The organism is Bacillus proteolyticus (assembly GCF_001884065.1).
Taxonomy (GTDB): domain Bacteria; phylum Bacillota; class Bacilli; order Bacillales; family Bacillaceae_G; genus Bacillus_A; species Bacillus_A proteolyticus.
In genome coordinates this window covers 1-18,328 of the sequence record NZ_MACH01000001.1, presented here as the reverse complement: position 1 = coordinate 18,328, position 18,328 = coordinate 1, and the positions used below count along the sequence as shown (strand labels likewise).

17 protein-coding genes and 4 pseudogenes are annotated in these 18,328 nt (G+C 32.1%); 14 read left to right on the top strand and 7 right to left on the bottom strand.

What is annotated here, in order from left to right:
- The 3 genes and pseudogenes from BAQ49_RS00110 to BAQ49_RS00100 all read left to right on the top strand — a co-directional run.
- Positions 1–190, top strand: a pseudogene (locus BAQ49_RS00110) (IS4 family transposase); the annotation flags it as partial.
- A 232-nt stretch (positions 191–422) separates the two neighbouring features.
- Positions 423–755 (top strand): hypothetical protein, encoded by a 333-nt coding sequence (locus tag BAQ49_RS00105; RefSeq protein WP_071743706.1) that lies wholly within the window; start codon positions 423–425, stop codon positions 753–755.
- Positions 756–1,035: 280 nt separating this feature from the next.
- On the top strand, positions 1,036–1,938 hold the full coding sequence (locus BAQ49_RS00100) for a carbohydrate binding domain-containing protein (RefSeq protein WP_071743702.1): 903 nt from the start codon (positions 1,036–1,038) through the stop codon (positions 1,936–1,938).
- Between the two features lie 238 nt (positions 1,939–2,176).
- Here the strand turns inward: BAQ49_RS00100 and BAQ49_RS00095 are convergent, their stop codons facing one another.
- Entirely contained in the window at positions 2,177–2,449 is a 273-nt protein-coding gene (locus tag BAQ49_RS00095) for a non-specific DNA-binding protein Hbs (RefSeq protein ID WP_002151048.1), read from the bottom strand.
- A gap of 563 nt (positions 2,450–3,012) precedes the next feature.
- Here BAQ49_RS00095 and BAQ49_RS00090 point away from each other — a divergent pair.
- The gene (locus BAQ49_RS00090; protein WP_071743701.1) at positions 3,013–3,204 is read left to right on the top strand and encodes a hypothetical protein; all 192 of its coding nucleotides are present in this window, start codon (positions 3,013–3,015) and stop codon (positions 3,202–3,204) included.
- Between the two features lie 90 nt (positions 3,205–3,294).
- Here BAQ49_RS00090 and BAQ49_RS00085 read toward each other — a convergent pair whose 3' ends face one another.
- Positions 3,295–3,498 (bottom strand): aspartyl-phosphate phosphatase Spo0E family protein, encoded by a 204-nt coding sequence (locus BAQ49_RS00085; protein ID WP_071743700.1) that lies wholly within the window; start codon positions 3,496–3,498, stop codon positions 3,295–3,297.
- A 724-nt stretch (positions 3,499–4,222) separates the two neighbouring features.
- On the opposite strand from BAQ49_RS00085, the gene BAQ49_RS00075 reads away from it, so the two are divergent.
- The 5 genes and pseudogenes from BAQ49_RS00075 to BAQ49_RS00055 all read left to right on the top strand — a co-directional run bounded on the left by BAQ49_RS00075 (position 4,223) and on the right by BAQ49_RS00055 (position 9,680).
- A complete protein-coding gene (locus tag BAQ49_RS00075) occupies positions 4,223–4,993 on the top strand; it encodes an ABC transporter ATP-binding protein (RefSeq protein ID WP_071743699.1) in 771 nt (256 codons plus the stop codon).
- Entirely contained in the window at positions 4,968–6,914 is a 1,947-nt protein-coding gene (locus tag BAQ49_RS00070; RefSeq protein WP_071743698.1) for an FtsX-like permease family protein, read from the top strand. The genes BAQ49_RS00075 and BAQ49_RS00070 overlap by 26 nt, the downstream gene beginning before the upstream one ends.
- Before the next feature lie 63 nt (positions 6,915–6,977).
- Positions 6,978–7,316, top strand: a pseudogene (locus BAQ49_RS00065) (transglycosylase); the annotation flags it as partial.
- 434 nt (positions 7,317–7,750) lie between these two features.
- A complete protein-coding gene (locus tag BAQ49_RS00060) occupies positions 7,751–8,860 on the top strand; it encodes an acyltransferase family protein (RefSeq protein WP_071743697.1) in 1,110 nt (369 codons plus the stop codon).
- Positions 8,861–9,023: 163 nt separating this feature from the next.
- The gene (locus tag BAQ49_RS00055) at positions 9,024–9,680 is read left to right on the top strand and encodes a lysozyme family protein (RefSeq protein ID WP_071743696.1); all 657 of its coding nucleotides are present in this window, start codon (positions 9,024–9,026) and stop codon (positions 9,678–9,680) included.
- Between the two features lie 170 nt (positions 9,681–9,850).
- Here BAQ49_RS00055 and BAQ49_RS34190 read toward each other — a convergent pair.
- Positions 9,851–9,937: pseudogene (locus BAQ49_RS34190) on the bottom strand (IS6 family transposase); the annotation flags it as partial.
- Between the two features lie 154 nt (positions 9,938–10,091).
- On the opposite strand from BAQ49_RS34190, the gene BAQ49_RS00050 reads away from it, so the two are divergent.
- Both BAQ49_RS00050 and BAQ49_RS00040 read left to right on the top strand, forming a co-directional pair.
- Positions 10,092–11,276 (top strand): FtsW/RodA/SpoVE family cell cycle protein, encoded by a 1,185-nt coding sequence (locus tag BAQ49_RS00050; RefSeq protein ID WP_071743695.1) that lies wholly within the window; start codon positions 10,092–10,094, stop codon positions 11,274–11,276.
- Between the two features lie 620 nt (positions 11,277–11,896).
- Positions 11,897–12,805 (top strand): VanZ family protein, encoded by a 909-nt coding sequence (locus BAQ49_RS00040; protein WP_071743694.1) that lies wholly within the window; start codon positions 11,897–11,899, stop codon positions 12,803–12,805.
- Between the two features lie 163 nt (positions 12,806–12,968).
- Here the strand turns inward: BAQ49_RS00040 and BAQ49_RS00035 are convergent, their stop codons facing one another.
- Positions 12,969–13,652, bottom strand: a complete 684-nt coding sequence (locus tag BAQ49_RS00035; RefSeq protein ID WP_116733407.1) for a recombinase family protein — start codon at positions 13,650–13,652, stop codon at positions 12,969–12,971.
- A gap of 37 nt (positions 13,653–13,689) precedes the next feature.
- Between BAQ49_RS00035 and BAQ49_RS00030 the strand changes: the two genes are divergently transcribed.
- Entirely contained in the window at positions 13,690–14,307 is a 618-nt protein-coding gene (locus BAQ49_RS00030) for an HAD hydrolase-like protein (RefSeq protein ID WP_071743693.1), read from the top strand.
- Positions 14,308–14,938: 631 nt separating this feature from the next.
- On the opposite strand, the gene BAQ49_RS00025 is transcribed toward BAQ49_RS00030, so the two are convergent.
- Positions 14,939–15,346, bottom strand: coding sequence for a hypothetical protein (locus BAQ49_RS00025; RefSeq protein ID WP_071743692.1), 408 nt, complete (start codon positions 15,344–15,346; stop codon positions 14,939–14,941).
- Positions 15,347–15,967: 621 nt separating this feature from the next.
- Entirely contained in the window at positions 15,968–16,192 is a 225-nt protein-coding gene (locus tag BAQ49_RS33365; protein WP_279626788.1) for an NUMOD4 domain-containing protein, read from the bottom strand.
- A gap of 639 nt (positions 16,193–16,831) precedes the next feature.
- Here BAQ49_RS33365 and BAQ49_RS00015 point away from each other — a divergent pair.
- Positions 16,832–17,206, top strand: coding sequence for a hypothetical protein (locus tag BAQ49_RS00015; protein WP_244159055.1), 375 nt, complete (start codon positions 16,832–16,834; stop codon positions 17,204–17,206).
- A 344-nt stretch (positions 17,207–17,550) separates the two neighbouring features.
- Positions 17,551–17,865 carry a hypothetical protein gene (locus BAQ49_RS00010; protein WP_071743691.1) on the top strand — a complete coding sequence of 105 codons (315 nt, stop codon included), beginning with the start codon at positions 17,551–17,553 and terminating at the stop codon, positions 17,863–17,865.
- 190 nt (positions 17,866–18,055) lie between these two features.
- On the opposite strand, the pseudogene BAQ49_RS00005 reads toward BAQ49_RS00010, so the two are convergent.
- A pseudogene (locus BAQ49_RS00005) lies at positions 18,056–18,259 on the bottom strand (Tn3 family transposase); the annotation flags it as partial.
- Between the last annotated feature and the right edge of the window lie 69 nt (positions 18,260–18,328).

Sequence of the window (18,328 nt, the reverse complement as noted above, 5' to 3'; positions counted from 1 at the left end):
TAAAGACTATTTTCTTCTTCTATTCCAAACTATACAAAAAAACACCCAAGAGCTATCAAAGGTGTTACTTCGTCTGTTCAATCTCCTACAGCAAAACGGGCGGAAATCTCATCGATATGAAAAAAAAACGGTCTTTGATATATTAGGTGTCGTTTACAATTGTACCCTGTCTTATAATCAAGCCGCTTAATTCAAAAAAATGAAACCCGCTAAGGTTTATTTCGTATGCAAATCTTTCAATCAACTACACTTGCCCTTTAGAAAAAAGAAACAATTTCGTCTAAAATTGACTTTGCATAAGCTTAGCTTGATAGCGATGTGGCGGTACCCCTATGTTAACTTTCTATGAATATCATATTCAACCAAAATTACCCTTATTGATGGTACAATTAAAGTCTTGGAGGGATATTATGGGATTTATTATGGATATTGTATTTTATTTTGGATTTTATTTTGGATTACTGTTTCTTATAATTGTTACCTCATTATCTTTATTTATTATGGCTGCATTACCAAAAATTCGGAATAAAAATCTATCATTCATAATGATCGGTTTAGGGATAAATATACTTGCTATTCCGTTGTCTTTTTTTATAGGTGGGATGGCAACAGATTCTCCTGATAGTACTAGGTTAGATTTTTGGAAAGGATTTTTCTTTATTCAAAAAATACCGCTCTTTTTACTGATTTTTTTATTATTTTTAACTGTGGTGTTGTGGTTTATTCGTAAGAACAAGAAAAAAGTAAACATGTAGAATTTTAAAACGACTTCCAATAACGGTCATTATGTAAATGAGCTGTCCATATGGGCGGCTCATTGTATTTTTTGCTTAGTATGGTTTTTTCCAAAATGCTGGCGGTACCCCAGAATGATATGGTGCCCACTATAAGGGGAGTTGAAGCTAATACATTGTAGATGGAATATTCGATTAAATATTTAGAAAATGTTTATTTGAATTTTTTGGTAGGTTTATCTAAAAGCGCATAGAAATATGAAAAAGTACAATTTTAACGTATCTAAAGGGGATGACGGAGATGGTAAAGAAGTTTGGTTTAGGAGTATATTCTACAGTAATCGTATTAAGTGCTAGTATCGTTTTTTCAAGTACTGTATCAGCGGATAGTCTATCTGTATCTGAACAAGTTACAAATGGAGACTTTGAAGAAGGGCTAAATAATTGGACTTTATCCAATCCTAATTCTTTTAATGAGAACATTGGTACTTCTGAAACGGGGAATCATTATTTGCAATTAATACATGCAGATACAGCTTATCAAGTTGTTGCTGTAAAGCCAAATACAGAATATACATTAACGTTTGATGTAGCAGGGATTATAGGATCTCCAGCAGAAGTAACAGTAGGTAGTCTAGATTCGAATCAAAATGTAGTTCCATTAACTCAAAAACAGTATACAGGTTTTAAGCCAGCCCACCATGATTTTAAGTTTGAAACAGGTGAGGATGTATCAAACTTTGCAGTAAAATTTGCTTCAACAGGAAATGGTAGAGCTAAGTTTGATAATATACGATTAAAGGAGAAATCTTATATTTTAAATATTGATTTTGATCGAAATTCCAATTTAGATCCTCTTACACAATGGGGCTATGTAAATTCCAGTATTGAAGAACATGCAGGAATAAATAACTCTAGAGGAATTCACTTAACAGGATCAAATGGTGGATTCGAAGGATATGTAACTTTAAAACCTAATACTACATATACATTATCAGCAAATGGAAAAGTAGTATCCTCGGGACAGAAGGTTATTATAGGGGCAGGTGAAAAAGCAATGGAGTTCACTTCCTCACAATATGAACAAAAATCTGTTGAATTTACTACTGGAGATACAGAGACTTCCGAAAAAGTCTACATTTATATCCCTTCCGGTGAAAGCTGTGATGCTTATATTGACGATATTGTATTAGTAGAAAAGTAGTATCGATGCTTTAAAATTGTTGCTCGTAGGGGTTCAGCCGCATGCCCATCAACTTAAGAATTTGCTTTACCCCCAAGTGTAAAAAAAACGCCATCCTTTCCTATAAGTCTACAGAAAGAAAGCGTATTTTTTCATTTTAAGAGGTATTTTATTTTGTTTGATTGATAGTGATGTGGCGAGACCCCTACTAAAAAAAAGGATCTGATATTCATATCAGATCCTTTTTCACTATGTATAATTATTTCACTGCTACTTTTAATTCTTTTCCGGCTTTAAAAGCAGGGACTTTAGATGCAGCAATTTGCATTGCTTCACCTGTTTGTGGATTACGTCCTGTACGTGCAGATCTTTCACGCACTTCAAATGTACCAAAACCAAGAATCTGTACTTTCTCTTCATTTGCAAGCGCATTTGTTATAGCATCTAATACAGCTTGTGTTGCTGCAGCTGCATCTTTTTGTGTAAGTTCTGCTTTTTCTGCTACCATTTTTGTTAATTCGGTTTTATTCATTTTTTGCACCTCTTTGCATGTAATAAGAGATTATTATAACGTACCTACGTTTCTCATGTAAATAAAGATATATAGAAAAAGCCCTAGCAAGAGCTAGGGGCAATTCTGTGTAATAGTAGTACCAAGGAAAAGGATTTCATCACATAATTGGTATTTTAAAATCTCGATTAAACAATATAAAGTGACGTTTTAATTATAATTTTGTTAATGCTTTCTCATTTTCGTTATGGGGGCATTTAAGAATCTTAGGTTGATAGCAATGGGGTCGCGCCCACATTTTAACGGAAATATACGCTAAGAGCATGCAAGATTTTATACAGTTTTTCGGCTAATCCAGTAACAAACGAGAATCCGAAAACCCGCGCCACAATAGAAATGTATAAAAAGATGTATTGAATGATAGAAAAAGAAAAAGGCGGATTCCTTGTGAAAGTAGGGATCCGTCTTGTCCTTGCTACCGGTAATAGGACGTTATGTTATCCTGACATGAATATCCTATTCATCCAAATTTGTACAAATATTTTCTGTTGACTGGTACAATGAAGAAAAGAGGTGAATAAGTTATGGCAAAGAAAACAAATTGGCTTTACATTGTCGGTTTAACATGGTTGGCAACCATTATATTACTTTCGACAGACCTTATTGATCTGATTCCAAATCAGGTGGTTTCTCTAAGTGTTTCTGTTGTTATAGGTATCATTGCACTAGGAGCTAATCTGACAGGACTTTACTTACTTAAAAAGAAAAAATATTGAGAGCGAATCGTGCCTCTCTCAAAATGAGGAGGGGTTTGGAATAACTTCCAATAACGATAATTATGTAAATGAGCTGTCCATATGGACAGCTTATTGTATTTTTTGCTTAGCGTGTTTTTTTTCCAAAATGCTGGCGATACCCCTTTTAGATTTTCTCATTAGCTGATAAATTAAAAGATCTAGCTCCTGGCTAACGTGAATTACTTTCTTGTGACTAAACCCGTATTTTATAACCAACTGAATCAATTCTTCTTTTCGCTTTTCTATCGTATCATTTAAAGTCTTTATATCCACTTTTAGTTAAAAACTCCCTTATCGCTTTACTCTTATTTGGAAACATACTTAAATAAACAAACAAAAAAAATAAGATTGGAGAATTCCACCTTATCTTTAAAACATGGGGTAAATAAAATTGATAACCATCATATTTTTATTATATATTATTTTTAGTTAATTTGGTGTACTAATCCCATATTTAACATTTATATCTATATCGAGTGAATTTATTACAAAATGAGCTATAAATGATTACAAAATCGAAAGTAAACTTTTACCCAGTAGTTTACTTTCATAATATTGATTTTGATACGTGTTTGGTAAAGAAAAACACAATGAATTGCAAATAAAAACTATACAGAAATCTAGTTTCGTATAGTAAAGTGCATATGATAAATCCCTCTTTGCTATTTCCCAAAAAAGAATCATGGCTGCAGACTCTATAAACTGTATTTTCAGAAACATTGCAAGCGTGTAAGAAAAATGAAAGGTAATTCAATATGAGAATAACAATCTTAATACTACAATGAAAACAGAAACATTCATAAAAATTCTGAGGTACGATATCAAGCTATTTTAGTGCTTAAAACATTCGATTAAGAATTACAGGTTAAATAAGGAAATACGAAACTAGACCATCAATTAATAGAAAATTATTCGTATTTTTAAAAAGGAAAAATGTCGGCAGGCATCATCTATCAACGCTCATAATCAGTTTGTAAATTTGGAGGGGATTTCTCATATGAAAATAGTAAAAGTAAAAGATCTTAGTAAAGAATACACAGGAAAGGTTTCACATACAGCACTTTTAAATATTAATTTAACAATTATAGAGGGAGAATTTGTTGGGATTATGGGCCCATCGGGTAGTGGGAAAACAACGTTATTGAATATGATTTCTACTATTGACTCGCCAACATTAGGCAGTGTATTCATTAATAGTAAAAATCCTTATCAACTATCACCCAATGATTTGGCCGTATTTCGCAGACAGGAATTAGGGTTCGTCTTTCAATCCTTTAACCTGTTGCATACATTAACAGTAAAAGAGAATATAGTTCTTCCGCTCGTATTAGATGGCATGAATGTGAAAAGAATAAATAAACGAGTAGAATCTATTTCAAAAAAATTAGGAATCAGTGAAATATTGAATAAACGAACATATGAAATATCAGGAGGACAAGCACAGCGAACAGCGATTGCTCGTGCACTCATTCATTCTCCTAAATTGGTTCTTGCCGATGAGCCAACAGGAAACTTAGATTCTAAAGCTTCTCAAGATGTAATGGAGATATTAACACAATTAAATAAAGAGGAAAAGGCAACAATGATGTTAGTAACGCACGATCCAGTTGCTGCAAGTTACTGTGACCGCGTTATTTTTATTAAAGATGGACAGTTATATAATGAAATTTTCTACAATGACAATCGTTCGTTATTTTATCAAAATATTATGGATATTCTTTCTATGTTAGGAGGGAACAAAAATGAATTTTCGACAGCTCGCATTTAATAATGTTATACGGAATAAACGAATATATCTTGGACATTTTTTTAGTAGTACATTTGCGGTAATGATTTTCTTTACTTATGGGCTACTTGTCTTTCATCCGAATCTACAAGGCGAACTGACTCATGCAAGTACCATAATGAATACATTTGGGAAAATAGGATTTCAACTATCGTATTACTTAATCTTTGTTTTCTCTTTCTTATTTATTTTCTATTCTGTTAGCGCATTTTTAAAAAATAGAAAAAAAGAGTTTGGATTATTAATGTTACATGGAATGTCTCATCAACAGCTTCATCGATTAATTTTTTTCGAAAACATGTTGATTGGAATCCCTTCTATACTAGTAGGCATTGGGATTGGGATGATTTTTTCTAAATTATTTTTACTAATTAGTGGGTCTTTATTGGGAATAGAGAATACGTTAGCATTTTACTTTCCATTAAAGTCTATGGGAGTAACAGCTATTTCCTTTTTTGTTTTATTTCTACTCATTTCATTGTTTACATCAAAAATGGTGAAAATGAATGAGCTTGTAAAACTCATAAAATCAGAGGAAAAACCAAAACCTGAGCCGAAAGCGTCCGTTTGGATATCCTTGTTGGCAATTATCTTAATTGGAGCAGGTTACTCCGCCGTCCACCACTGTATCGTCGCGGTGAATTACATGAGTACTTTGAACCAAGTATTCCTACTCGTAGGAGTAGGTGTCTTATTAATTGTATGTGGAACCTATTTTTTCTTTACTCAATTGTGTGTATATGTGATATACACTTTAAAAAATAGAGAAACTACATTCTTTAAAAGAACCAATCTCCTTGTTATCTCAGAATTATTGTATCGAATGAAAGATAATGTGAGAACGTTCTTTATCGTTACAATTATATCAGCTGTATCTTTTACAGCAATTGGAGTTTGTACGGCAATCGCAAATCCTGAATTGGCAAAACATGAGACCCCATATGCATTTACCTATCAATCGGATAAGGGGAATACACTAGAAGAATCCCATATTGAAGAGATAAAAAAACAATTAAAAGAATCTGGATTTTCTTATAAACTTGTAGCAACAAAATTTAAAAGGCCACAAAATGGGCCGGTTTTAATTAATCTTTCTACGTATAATGAATACGCTAAAAAATTAGGGTATGAAATAGAAAAATTAACAAATGAAAATGAAAGTATCGCTATACTACGAAAGAAAAATCACACAAGTGCAGAGGATCTAAAACCCTTTGAATTAAGGCATGGTGAACTAGAAGTACCACTTTCTGTTCAAAAAACAATTTATATCCCAGAATTCGCCGCCATTGAGAAACCTGTTATTGTCTCTGATGCCGTTTACAGTAAAGTCCTAAATATAGAACAAGAAAGCGTACTCCGAGATTACACCATATACGGTTTTATCATAAAAAATTGGCCTGAAACAAGTGCAATTTCTACAAAACTTATGAAGTCCATTGGTACGAGTCAAGATGATTTTTATATCTTTTCATCTTTGTATTTAAAATGGCTTGAACTGAAACAACAAAATGGATTACTTTCTATTTCAAGTGTATTGGTGGGGATTGTATTTTTCGTATTTACTCTAAGCTTTTTATATTTCCGTCTATTTACTGATTTAGAACGTGATAAAGAGCAATATCAGATGCTTTCAAAATTAGGTTTACGCCAAAAAGAGTTAAAGCAAATTGTGACAAGACAAATGATGATCCTATTTTTCTTACCGATTGTAGTGGCTATGGTTCACAGCAGTTTTGCATTTCTAACTCTGCACCAATTAGGACAAACAATGAGTAGGGATATGTCCGTTATTCAAAGCTCAATTGTTGTATTAGTAAGCTTTATTTGTATGCAAATTATTTACTTCCTTATTATTAGAAATCACTATATAAAACGCATATGTACAAAAATATATTCATAAAAAAGATAAACAAAAAATTGAAGGTGCAGACTCAATCACTAATTATGCTTGGATATGCACCTTGAAAGCAAGTTTGACCTAAATGCAGTTGGAGATCAGGGCACATCCCTTGGACTGTTTCAACTCCATCGAAGTGGATTAGTACCCAGAGATTTAACGAACGAAGATTTGAAAAATGCAGAAACCAATACTCGAATTGCAATATCTAATATGGCAAGGGCATATAACCGTGGTTTACAGAAAAGTTTAAAAGGAACAGATCTATTAAAACATATTGCTAATACCTCAGGTTGGCCTGGCAATAAGGGGGTTCAATGGACAGAGAAACAGACAGACTATAATAAGGGTTTAGAAAAGAGTTTTAAAATGTTTTCTAAACGACAATACGATGTTCTAGAATGAAATTTTTAACGATTATTATTATATAATTTATGCTTAGAGACGAACATTCTCTTCAAAAGATGCACAGATTGACTTTGTATTGCTTATATCAGGAATTTAAAGAAACATAAGCACAATATGTACAATTCTCCAACTGTACTAGTATAGTGGTCTATATTAACAGCAAAATAGCTTTTAAAATACGTAAATATGTTTATGTGTGTTAATAAATTAGAATAAAATCTTAAAAAAAACTTTAGATAAAATTTCTTTTTTCTTTCTATATTTATTCTATAATTTATGCATAAATATGAAAAGCCCCTTTAAAAGATACACAATTTTTTGTAGCGTTTATATCGGGATTTTAACGAAAAAAATATATTTACTTCGCTTACCACACTATTATAGTTATCTATATTAATAACGAAATTTAAAGTTGACAAGGAGAACACTTTATGAGTAAGAGAATAAACGAATTAGATTCAATACGAGGACTAGCGGCTATCACAGTGGTATTTGGACACTTTTGTTTAATGCTACCATCGTTGCCTAATTCTATTAAATTTTCCCCGCTTAGGTTTTTATGGGCGGGTGGAGAAGCTGTAATCGTTTTTTATGTACTCAGTGGTTTTGTGCTATCTATGGCACTCTATCATTCAAAAACAAATTATTGGGGATATTTAATTAAGCGATTTGTACGAATCTATATTCCTTATTATTTCTGGATATTCATCACCTTTGCTTTATTTATTTTGTTTTCACCATATGAAGTTACGGGACTACGAGATTGGTTCTATGATAAGTGGCAAGGGCCAATAACAAAATTAGATATTATGAATCACTTTGTACTTCTTAATAACTTTTTTACGGATAATTATAATCCGGTTATCTGGTCATTAGCTCAAGAAATGCGTATATCTATCGTGTTTCCCTTGTTATTCCTTCTGTTTTATAAACAGAGTTGGAAGAAAACGATACTGTTTGCTATGAGCTTTTCTTTAATTGGTATTTTCCTTAATATGTTGCATATTGGGAAAGCTGAGGGGTTTTATAATGGTTATGCCGATACACTGCATTTCACATCTATGTTTATGGTTGGAATGCTACTTTTTAAACACCAGGAAGAACTTACTCAATTATATAGAAGTATGAAAAACTTAAACAGAAAACTTCTTATTGCATTAGGGGTCTTTCTATATCTATATTCCATTATGATTTATGGGCTTTCTAGTAATGATACTACTTTCTTATTAAAAGATTGGGGTGTCGTAATTGGTGTTAGTATAATAATCATTATGGCAATGAATAACCTAAAGGTAAAAGCTATTTTAAATAAGGGTGTATTTGTATACTTAGGGGAAATTTCATATAGCATCTATTTATGTCACTTTCCAATCACGATGGTACTCTTTAAACTTTTGTATGCAAAGATACCCACCCTTTTTCTTCTTATCTTATGTATTACAACGACAATACTTTGTTCTATATTATCGTATCATTTAATTGAAAAGAAATGTATCAATTGGGCAAAACAAAGAACAACAAAGTTCAAAAAAAAAGTGTGACACTTGTAGGGGTACGGAAACGATTCAAAGAATAACCCGCCTTGAAAAATCCTCCAATTCAGGCGGTTGTTTTTCTTTAAATTCCTATATTAAACTTTACACCTAAAAGAAATAATTTTGAGACCAAAAAGGTACGAATTTTTTATACGAGGAGGAGTATTATATGAAGGATACGATTAAAACACGATTTATTATAGTATTCTATATTAGTATTTTAGGTTTAGGAACCATGCTTGGAATATTTTATGTTAAGCATAAAACCAATATTCAAAGAAATAAAGTGATTGCTGCCGAAAAACGTTTATTGCAATATGAGCTCACCTTGAAAAAAGAATTAGAGAAATATAATTTAGGAGAGAAAACAGCAGTTTTATTAGGAATTATGTACCAAGAGAGTAGAGGTGAGGGAAACGACCCTATGCAGTCTTCTGAATCACTGGGATTAAAGCCAAATGAAATTCAAGAGACAAGCTTGAGCATTGAACAAGGGGTAAAACACTTTGCTCAAATGTACAAATATGGGACGGAAAAAGATGTTAGCATGGATACAATTATTCAAAGCTATAATATGGGACCAGGGTATATTGATTTTATTGCGAGTCAAGAAGTTAAACAACACTCGGAAGATTCGGCCAAAAATTTTTCTAAGATGAAAGTTGATCAACATCCAGAGATGTACACTTGTGGTGGAAATAAAAATAATTTTAGGTATCCATATTGTTATGGTGATTTCACATATGCAACAAAGGTGAATGAAAAAGCAAAACTTATTGAAGAACTTCTCCGAAAAAATTCAAAATATAATTCAGAAAATTTTTAATGTAAGAACTTTAAGATTCATGTGAGAGATCTATTAAATCAGGTCATAGTGATACCCGTATTCTAAAAATAGTCTGACTACATGTCTGGTTCAGATAAGTTTGGAGTGACTCATGCAAAGTAGGCAGGATTTAAAAAGCACTCCACCAAGTCACGAAAATTTAGGTTTTACCGTAGGTACCATTTCACGTTCAACAAAATAATATTAGGTTGATAATGTATCCATTTAAATAAACTTTCCTTATCCACACTAATCATACACCTTTTTAAAGTAGTCTAATCAGTATGGATAATTTTGAGAATGTTCAATCTATCCTTATTATTGTAAAATTATATTAATAAATGTTAATGTACACATAAAAAACAGGATAGTTCCTATAAAAAGTAAATACAACAATGCCTAGGGGGGATAATGGTGGAAAAAATAGTTTTTTTAAAAAAATTAGATAAGAAACTAATATTCATTTTATTCATATTATGTGTCACCAGTATTGTTGCAATATACAGTAGTCAGCAAACCGGGCAATATGGTAACCAAAATTTTGCTATGAAACAAATGGTAAATTACGCCATCGGTTTTGTTCTATTATTAATTGTTGCCAATATCGATTTAGATCAATTACAAAAATTAGCTTGGCCGATTTATATAGTGGGGTTCATCTCAATTATCATCTTAAAGGTATTACCAGTATCGAGTTTTACACCTGAAATATCAGGTGCAAAAAGATGGTTTAGGTTTCCAATTATTGGTGCTACTCAACCAGCTGAATTTTTTAAGCTTGCCTTACTTCTTCTGGTCGCAAGTTTAGTCGTAAAACATAATGCGCAGTATATGGCACGGACATTTCAAACTGATTTACTTTTGATTGGTAAAATATTTTTGATATCTATTCCACCTGCGTTACTTGTATATAGTCAACCCGATACAGGAATGGTGTTTCTATATATAGCAGCCATTGCATGTATTATATTTATGTCAGGAATTCAAAAAAAGTTAATCGTACTATGTGCAGGGATTCCGATGACTGTATTGTCTGCTTTAATATTTATATACGTAAAATATCCAGATATTTTCTTCAATAAGTTAGTTACTTTATTAAAGCCTCACCAACAATCGAGAATTTTAGGCTGGTTAGATCCATTTCAGCATACAGATCAGGGATATCAAACTCAACAATCACTTTTAGCTGTTGGTAGTGGAGGGATAGAAGGAAAAGGCTTCGGTTCTGGAAATGTTTATATTCCAGAAAAACATACTGATTTCATTTTTGCCACAATTGCCGAAGAAGGCGGTTTTATAGTCGCCACTTTTATAATATGTATATTCTTCTTAATGCTTTCCCGAATACTTATAATTGGTAATTCCGCAGATAATTTATTCGGCACCTTACTATGCGCAGGAATTGTAGGCGTCCTAATGTTACAATTTTTTCAAAATATCGGTATGATTGTAGGATTAATGCCTGTCAAAGGTATTGCACTACCATTTTTATCATATGGCGGAAGCTCTTTATTTTCGAACATGCTAATGATGGGGCTTATTCTATCCACACGAAAAACATACAAAGAATATATGTTTTCAGTGAATCATCACTAAATATCAAATAAGAAGTACTTATACCTTAAACTATTCGTAGAATAACACGAGATGAATAAAAAAGGTTACAGAGCTATAATCAAGTATTGTTAATAGACAGAGGGAGGAAAATAATAAGCATTCTTCTCCCTTTGTCTGTAATTAGGGTTTGCATTATCAATTAGTTCTTTCTGTTTCTTACGTAGCAGGAGTTTTCGCATTTTAAACATAGTAGAAGAACATAATAGAATACTAATGAGTTGCCCATAAAGGTGACATTCTAATTGCTCTTGTTCTACATTACGATAACGATCCATTTTGAAAAGCTATTTCCAATTTTCGGAATCATCACTAAGGATCTTATAAACTGTATTTTCAGAAATATTACAAATATGTAAGTGAAATGAAAGGAAATTCAATATGAGAAAAATAATCTTACCACTACAATGAATAACAGAAGCATTCATGAAAAGCCTGTGGTGCGATATCAAGTTATTTTAGTGCTTAAAACTTTCGATTAAGAATTACAGTTTAAATAAGGAAATACGAATAATTTACCATTAATTAATGGTAAATTATTCGTATTTAAAAAAAGGATTTCCATGGCAGATAAAATATATATTATTTTAAAGAGGTGTAAAATGAATTTTATTAATGAACAAGAAAAAAAACTTACTAAAAAACAAATTATATTATTTATACTAATAATAGGATATTATTCCCTTGTAATATTAGCTACCACATTTGGCCGTTCAGCTGAGAATATATTTGTAAGAACAATTGATTTCGATGTAATGAGCCAGTATCAACAAGCATGGAATCAATTTTCATTTAATTCTTTTTTTCATATCATTGTTAATATAGGTATGCTATTTCCGCTAGGGATTTTATTACCTCTATTTAGTGAAGTTTTTTTAAAAGCAAAATGGATGTTAATCAGTTCAATTACAACATCTTTATTTATTGAAACACTTCAATTTATAACACTTCGTGGAAGTGCGGAATTAGACGATTTATTTCATAATACCATAGGTATGATGCTAGGGTATTGTATATTAAATATAGTTCTTATTTTTTTGAAAAAAAAAGAATCACACACACAAATAGTCAAATATTTAATCTTACCCACTGCAGTAAGCTTCGTCACACTTGGAATAATTATTTCATATCAAATGAAGGAATTTGGTAATATGCCATTTGATCCTTATGGAAAAACAGATATGTCTCATGTCACTATAAAAACATCACTAGAGTTAAGTAAGGAAGGTAAAAAAATGCCTGTTTACGATTCCAAAGGTCAAAAAGTGCGAGACGTCGAAACTATTTCTCCAAAAGAAGCATTTCAAAAACTGAAACAAGGAGACATTTATCCTATGGGGCCTTTCGGAGCAGGTGAAGAATTTGAAGGTGAGACATTAGTCATTACAGAGTATAATTTAGAGCACGCCACTGATACAAAAGGTTTTTCTCAACCTGTATATATTTTTCGCGTACATTTAAAAGATAACGACGTAGTTCTTACAGCTCCACCTATTTCCGCGGGGAAATAATGTGAATTTTTTTGTTTTTAATATATGATCATCAGGGTTGTCGTCGACGTTAGTTTTTTCTTATAGGTGTACCATCAACATTGTAACGAAAATATACGTTAAGCAAAATTCAACATAAAATGAGCCGAACTTCCTACTCTAAGGAATATTCGGCTCATATATTTTATTTGGGCTGTAATTTGTTCTCTTCAAAATCCTTCATTATTTTATAAAACGTGTTTTTCTTTAGCTCTAACATTTCCATAAACATAACAGCAGTAATTTCGCCACTCTTCCATTTTGAATGAGTTTCTTCTATTATCTTTATTTGTTGTTTGCTTAAGGTTGAAAGGTTCACTTGAGGACGGCCTAAATGCTTCCCTTGAGATTTAGCTATTGCAATTCCTTCCGCTTGTCTCTGATGAATTTTTTTACGCTCTTGATCTGCAACATAGGAAAGCAAAGATAAAAATTGGTCTTCCATTAATCGTCCCATATCACCCATATCACGAAATTTACGACTATCAAACAAAGTTTCGTGTTCTAAAACAACAATATCAGCTTGTAATTCCCTTGTTATGTATTTCCACTCCGAAATGACTTCATCATAGTTACGTCCCATACGATCTAAAGCATCTATGTAAACAATATCACCTGTACTCAATATTTTTCGTAATAATTGATACTGAGGATGATCAAAGTGTCGTCCACTTGCTTTGTCAACAAAAATACGCCTAGCTTCCACTCCTCGTTCCATCATTTCCACCAGGTTACGGAAGCTCAAATTGTACCGCAGGTACCACCTTACTGTTAATAAGATTAGTTCGGGCTGATAATGCTTCCATTTAAACAAATTCTCCTTTTCCATACTGATCACGCACCCTTTCTAGAGTAATAGTATCAGTATGTCCAAGATTTATAGATTCATTGCAATTTTCCCGAAGTTTTTGCACCAGAACCCCTTATTTAATACATATCCTGCTTATACAGAAATGCTTTCTTTAGTGTTAGGTGAAGCGGTAGATAAAAAGGAAATTTATGAAAAGTTAAAGGTTTCATATTCTCACGCAATTGACTACTATAATATCTCTAGTGAGCAGAAAGAAAAAATTAAGAGATTAAAGAAAGAATTGTCTCCAAAAGATATGAAACCATTTCATGGTGCGGAAGAAGTCTTAAAGTTCGCAGATAAGAATGTAATTATGACACATAAGCATAGAGATGGCGTTTTAGAAATTTTAAAATATTATGGATGGGATAAATACTTTATAGATATGGTTACGATTGATGATGGTTTCCCTCGCAAGCCGAATCCATCCTCATATATTTACTTGTATCAGAAGCACGGGATTGATCTAGCTATTGAAGATAGGGAACTAGATTTGTTACCTGCAAAAAAATTAGGAATTGCAACCTGTATGTTCCAAGGAAAAAGTGATGTAGCAGATTATCATTTACAGAACTATTTAGATTTTTTCAATACGAGTATCCCATCATTAAGAAAAGTGCATAATCAACAATAAAACAATTAAATAGCTTTAATAAAGGAACGATTCCTTTTAACTCAGCAGAATATGTTTAAATTGCTAAAGAAAAGTATGGGTGGTTACATCGTGTAAATCCTGATGTGGAGACTTGGCACTATATTATGATTGCTCGTGTAAGTAAACGCAATTGAACAATATAACAGGAAAAGGATTCTTTGTATTCATGGAGTTGATTACAACTATTGGTACTATGAATTACTTAAAAATATTAAAAACGTTGAGGTCATCTATTTATTGTGTTAAATGAGATCCCTTTCAATAATGGACAATCATTCTAAAAAAATTGCTTCCATAAAATAAAAAGAACGCTATCCTTTCCGTATAAATTCAAAACGAGAGGATGGCGTTTTTGTATGTCTGGTTCAAACCATTGAATTTGAAATTAGAAGAAGAATGGGAGCAAAATATCAAAAAACCAATAGAAAGAAGACCGTTTTTTTGTTTTGGGGTGTTATAAAATGCTTAAGTTGATGGGCATGAGGCGGGACCCCAATTATAAATAAAACTAGCATTTAAACACAAAATATGAGTTTATATTTCATAAATAGACACTAAATACAAAATAAAGAAGAATCCATAATTCGCTGGATTCTTCTTTATTTATTTTTTACTTGCTAATCCATTTAGAGATAATAGGATAATGAAAATCTTTCTCTTGTAATACATATAAAATTCCTTTAAGAGGCCCGAAAACTAATAAAATAGTTAGGATTATAAAAATTGGGACTGCCCACAATATCATTGACATAGTACTTGCATTCATATCGGAATGGAACATAGAAAACATTAAAATTCTCATTACAAAAGTATTCCAAATCAATACAATAATCCAAGTGAATAGCTGATAAACAGCTGTTTCAATAGCAATTATACGAAGTTCTTTTGATTTGAATATGAAATAAAAAATTACGGGTATATAAAAAATTGTAATGCTAAAAAAAGTGAGAATGATGAAAGATAATAAAGTAATAGTATGCATCATTAATTTTAGGTTTTTTTCATGAGATAAATTCACTTAAACTCCTCCTATATGTAGATTGGGTTCTCTTAAAGTGAACGATAACTCATTATAACATGCCAATTCATGTAACAAAAGCCGTCGTTTTTGTTACGTTTTGTTACATTTTGTATTTGAAATATCCTAACCGTTGAATTTGCTGTAACAAAATACTGTATCAAAAATAATCCGCAACATTATTATTAAAATACCTTTTTGTTACACGATAATCGGATAATGGAGATAAAATACAGCTTATGACCCAAAATTACACGTATCTCGGCTGAACCCCAAAAAGATAAGATCGGCGAATACGATCTTATCTTAAGCATAAGGGAAAGTGACACAAATCATCTTAATTTTTATGATGTTATATTTTTTGTTAATTTTCGATATAAAACCCATATTTAACATCTATATCAATATTGAAAAATTTATTACAAAATTAGCTATAAATGATTCAAAATCCGAAAGTAAACTTTTACCCATTAGTTTACTTTCAAATCCCCTTATTAATTGACTTCAAACCAAATCCCCCGATATCTTCAAAATAAATAACAAAAGTATACATTCAAAACACTATAAATAAAGAGGTCAAAAATCCACCCTATATAATATGAGATGGATATTTACCTTTATTCAGTAAATCTTTTCTTTTGCACCCTTAAAGGAACTTTCGGATAAATTAGGAAATGCTTTCTTCCATAGGTCAAAAACTTTATGGTTGGTAGTTTCACCGTTTTTTGACAGCTTTACTATATGGAATCCGTATTCATCATTACACCTTACTTTAAAACGCTTTCTACTAAGGGAATAAATTCTGCCTGATTCGGTGATTTCATATAATCCCTCGTAACCCTTAATTATCCTTTTTGTTCTTCAATCATAATGACTCCCCCAATTTTTCTAGCTATATTGATTGTATCGACAAGTAACTATTCGGTAAACCCTATATAACCCAATCACAACTCATCAGTTCTGCACGAGGCTGTTTTGCAACGCAATAACAAGGGGGATGCCTCTATCATAAATCCCCATCAAAAAGGGCGGTGCTGTTGCGAGGCAATATAGTCCCTGCTGGGCGATAGGTACACAGTAGGAGAGGGCGTATGACACGAGGGAAGGACAACAGCAAGGAAAGAACGAATGGAAGAACAATGAAAGAAGAACAAACAAACGAATAAAGAAAGAAAAGAAACAAGCAATCAATGAATAAGTAATAAACGAGATCAGTGAGGATGTCATGCGGTACAATGCGACGCACTAATTATTTTTATATGTAGATGGGGGTATTTGGGGTGGGGTGACCCCTCTAAATATGTCGGTCTGATAGATGAAAAAAATACACCACATTTTTAAAACCTTTTCAGGCACAAGGCGTGTTGCTGAGAAAGATTCTAACGAAATTAACTTTTACTTAATATGGGGCTACCCTATAATTAAACTAATGGGGCAGTTTAGTGAAACAAGCTGAAGAAAAAAATACGAAAGAGGTAGCTTTCTATGAAGGATATAATAAAAGGCTTTTTGGAGGAACCGTGGTGGGTCATCCCGGATAACTTGGCAGAAATTCTTAATAATGAACTAAATAGGGAGTTATCTACAAATCACATTCTCTACGGAAAAAAGGCTGTTGCAGTAGCAAAGAGAGAAGATAATGACGATGTGATTTATTGGATTATTGAATTAGAAAAATATGCAATTGTGCATTTAACTTATACTAAGGAAACCTCTTCCGAGTATCCGAAGACACAGTTATTTACATTAAAGGAATTAGAAAAACACTGCAAAGAGGTAGCAGAATTTTATAAAGCTAACGGGGTCTTTACTTCAAGAGGATGTATCTTGCCATTTGTTAATAATAAGTATCCATTTTGATAAAAAATAATTTTGCGATGGTTTCTAAAAACTTTTTAGGCGGTCTTGCTGGGGTACCGCCAACATTTTAACGAAAATATACGCTAAGCAAAATTCGACATGAGAAAACGTTGATTTTACTACTCTAAGCGATATCACCAGTAGATATTTGAGACAAATGCACTTCAATGTAAAAGGTGCTGAAAAGAGTTTAAATAGTGTCTCAAAACTCATCTTTAAATCAAATTCTCAATTCAACCCGTGTTATGGAGTTTTGGGAATCCCTTAGCGTATAAAAACGTTAAAATGTGCGTCCTACCCCTATATGAACGTATACAATAAACATAATTAAAGGAGAATAGAACTTGATAAAACATATACTCAGTTTCATTCTTGGAATAATTGTTATATTATTTGGTTCCTTTTGGGTTATTCCTTACACCCTCGAAGCAATTGACAGTAACGTAAGCCATATTACTCCTGACAAAAAGTATTTTAGTAAGCTATATGACTATGATATTAAGCTTTGGATGATTGCAAACCTTATATTTGTCATTTTTTGGGCAATTACTGTTCTTATAGTTAAGTTACCTAATTATAAGAAGAACAGAAGTACTCATATAAAAAAATATAGTCATACAAATCAGCGTAAGAAAGCAAAGAGAAGGCGTCGTAAATAATTGTTTTTTATAAAACAATTATTTACGACGCCAGCATTTTGGAAAACCCCCATGCTAAGCAAAAAATACAATAAGCCGCCCATATGGACAGCTCATTTACATAATTATCGTTATAAGGGGTACCGTCAGGAAAATGCGGATTTACAACGCTAAGGCCATTTTCCTGACGATTCCTCTGTTTTTAACAACGTTAAGAAAGTTTCAGTGGTCTTAAAGAATCTAACGAGACTATTTTCTCCGAATTAAAATGGTATTCTCCTAATAAATTAATATGTTCCCAGCCTAAAGGTGACATATGGTGCAATAAATCTTCATTAAAATTACCTGTTTGTTTTTGATATTCAACTGCTTTTGTAAGATGTAGAGTATTCCAGATACTGATGGCATTGATAATGGTTCTGGTGCGAAAACTTCAAAATAATTGCAGGCAATCTCTAAATCTTGGACATACTGATACTATTAC

Excerpts from the sequence above, each read along its gene's own strand:
- BAQ49_RS00015 (WP_244159055.1), top strand. The coding sequence starts at position 16,832 with ATGAAGGATATAATAAAAGGCTTTTTGGAGGAACCGTGGTGGGTCATC.
- BAQ49_RS00050 (WP_071743695.1), top strand. The coding sequence starts at position 10,092 with ATGGTGGAAAAAATAGTTTTTTTAAAAAAATTAGATAAGAAACTAATA.
- BAQ49_RS00075 (WP_071743699.1), top strand. The coding sequence starts at position 4,223 with ATGAAAATAGTAAAAGTAAAAGATCTTAGTAAAGAATACACAGGAAAG.
- BAQ49_RS00040 (WP_071743694.1), top strand. The coding sequence starts at position 11,897 with ATGAATTTTATTAATGAACAAGAAAAAAAACTTACTAAAAAACAAATT.
- BAQ49_RS00030 (WP_071743693.1), top strand. The coding sequence starts at position 13,690 with ATGTCCAAGATTTATAGATTCATTGCAATTTTCCCGAAGTTTTTGCAC.
- BAQ49_RS00095 (WP_002151048.1), bottom strand. The coding sequence starts at position 2,449 with ATGAATAAAACCGAATTAACAAAAATGGTAGCAGAAAAAGCAGAACTT.
- BAQ49_RS00090 (WP_071743701.1), top strand. The coding sequence starts at position 3,013 with ATGGCAAAGAAAACAAATTGGCTTTACATTGTCGGTTTAACATGGTTG.
- BAQ49_RS00060 (WP_071743697.1), top strand. The coding sequence starts at position 7,751 with ATGAGTAAGAGAATAAACGAATTAGATTCAATACGAGGACTAGCGGCT.
- BAQ49_RS00035 (WP_116733407.1), bottom strand. The coding sequence starts at position 13,652 with ATGGAAAAGGAGAATTTGTTTAAATGGAAGCATTATCAGCCCGAACTA.
- BAQ49_RS00055 (WP_071743696.1), top strand. The coding sequence starts at position 9,024 with ATGAAGGATACGATTAAAACACGATTTATTATAGTATTCTATATTAGT.
- BAQ49_RS00070 (WP_071743698.1), top strand. The coding sequence starts at position 4,968 with ATGAATTTTCGACAGCTCGCATTTAATAATGTTATACGGAATAAACGA.
- BAQ49_RS00105 (WP_071743706.1), top strand. The coding sequence starts at position 423 with ATGGATATTGTATTTTATTTTGGATTTTATTTTGGATTACTGTTTCTT.
- BAQ49_RS00100 (WP_071743702.1), top strand. The coding sequence starts at position 1,036 with ATGGTAAAGAAGTTTGGTTTAGGAGTATATTCTACAGTAATCGTATTA.